Origin of the sequence: Aestuarium sp., from assembly GCF_023253315.1 — a bacterium.
Lineage (GTDB): Bacteria > Pseudomonadota > Alphaproteobacteria > Rhodobacterales > Rhodobacteraceae > Marivivens > Marivivens donghaensis.
The window spans coordinates 261-1,928 of record NZ_JALRGW010000064.1; the positions used below are offsets into that span (position 1 = coordinate 261).

2 protein-coding genes and 2 rRNA genes (1 of these 4 cut by a window edge) are annotated in these 1,668 nt (G+C 58.9%); all 4 read left to right on the top strand.

The annotated features are described in order from the left end of the window. Positions 1-325, top strand: a 23S ribosomal RNA gene (locus tag AC1QQ2_RS14035) (its annotated part extends 260 nt beyond the left edge of the window); the annotation flags it as partial. A 99-nt stretch (positions 326-424) separates the two neighbouring features. Continuing rightward, positions 425-541, top strand: a 5S ribosomal RNA gene (gene rrf / locus AC1QQ2_RS14040). Between the two features lie 304 nt (positions 542-845). Further along, entirely contained in the window at positions 846-1,514 is a 669-nt protein-coding gene (locus AC1QQ2_RS14045; RefSeq protein ID WP_479713600.1) for a hypothetical protein, read from the top strand. Next, on the top strand, positions 1,501-1,668 hold a 168-nt coding region (locus AC1QQ2_RS14050; RefSeq protein ID WP_479713601.1), incomplete at its 3' end, for a hypothetical protein. The genes AC1QQ2_RS14045 and AC1QQ2_RS14050, both read left to right, overlap by 14 nt.

A 1,668-nucleotide genomic window follows, 5' to 3' on the forward strand; every position in this document is an offset into this window, starting at 1 on the left:
TGGGTTTAGAACGTCGTGAGACAGTTCGGTCCCTATCCGCTGCGCGCGTTGGAAATTTGAGAGGATCTGACCCTAGTACGAGAGGACCGGGTTGGACGAACCTCTGGTGTGTCAGTTGTCCTGCCAAGGGCACCGCTGATTAGCTACGTTCGGGATGGATAACCGCTGAAAGCATCTAAGCGGGAAGCCGGCCTCAAGATGAGATTTCCATGCCCTTTGGGGTGAGAGGCTCCCAGTAGACGACTGGGTTGATAGGCCGGATGTGGAAGTGGGGACTAACGACCCATGCAGCTGACCGGTACTAATAAGCCGATAACTTGACACCACATGAGTGGTGCTCGCGTCCACTTTGTGGTTCTCGATTTACGGTCGAGAACCGATCGGCAACCTAAGGGTTGCCCTCAGACTGATAAATCAATAGTGTTTCGGCGGCCATAGCGAAGGGGAAACGCCCGGTTACATTCCGAACCCGGAAGCTAAGACCTTCAGCGCCGATGGTACTGCGAGGGGGACCTCGTGGGAGAGTAGGACACCGCCGGACTTCTTTGTGAAATGGCCACCCGCAAGGGTGGCCATTTTGCGTTAATAAGGACACCGTGATGACAGAGAACTCAAGACCATCCTCAGGAGATCGTCGACCCCGGAAGCCCGGTGGGCGACGCCCTGCGGGTGCCGATGGTGCGCGGTCGGAGAGACCGCGGTCGTCCAGACCTCGGGATGGGGAGCGCCGTGGTCGACCCGGTTCGACGGGTAAACCTTTCGAGAAACGCAGGAGCCCGCGTCCCCCTCGGGACCAGGAACTCACTCCTCCGCCCCGTCACGATGACCCTCCTGTTGACGCAGATGTGACGCCTGGTGAACTGGATCGCTCCGCCTGGCGAGAGCTCAAAGCCCTCACGAAAGAGAACGCCGAATGGGTTGCAGGACACCTGGTGATGGCCTCCCGTGTGGTGGATGAGGACCCTGAGCGCGCCCACAAACACGCACTAGCTGCCTCGAGACGGGCTGGACGCATACCCGTTGTCCGGGAGACGGTGGGAATCACGGCGTATTTGGTGGGTGACTTTGCTCTTGCTTTGAGGGAACTTCGGACCTATCGCAGGTTGTCGGGTAGCAATGATCAGGTCCCCATGATGGTCGATTGCGAGAGGGGGCTTGGTCGTCCCGAGAAAGCCCTGGAGTTAGCCGGCGAAGTGAATCGAACACAGTTGGCTCCCCCTATCGCTGTTGAGTTGGCTATTGCCCGGTCGGGCGCCCGTCTGGATTTGGGCCAACTCGAGCTGGCCCTGAGTGAATTGGAGATTCCCCAACTCAACCCTGATGTTGCCTACTCGTTCTCACCCGCTCTATTCGACTCCTATGCCACAATCCTCAGCCTGATGGGCAAAGAAGCAGAGGCCGGGCGGTGGGGTGAGCTCGCGAATCGAGCCGCTGAAGCACTGGAGTCGGCTCTGGATGATGGGGACGAGGACATCGTCGTCGTCGAGATGCCTCTGGAGGATGAGGGTGCCTAAGGAAACACCTCTGACCGGCGTCGATCTGGTGCTGGCAGATCTCGATGGCGTGCTCTATCAGGGGCAACGTCCGATTCCGCATGCTGTGGAGTCTGTGCGTAAGGCAGGTAGAGGCGCACAGGTGGGCTACATCACCAACAATGCGTCTCGAACT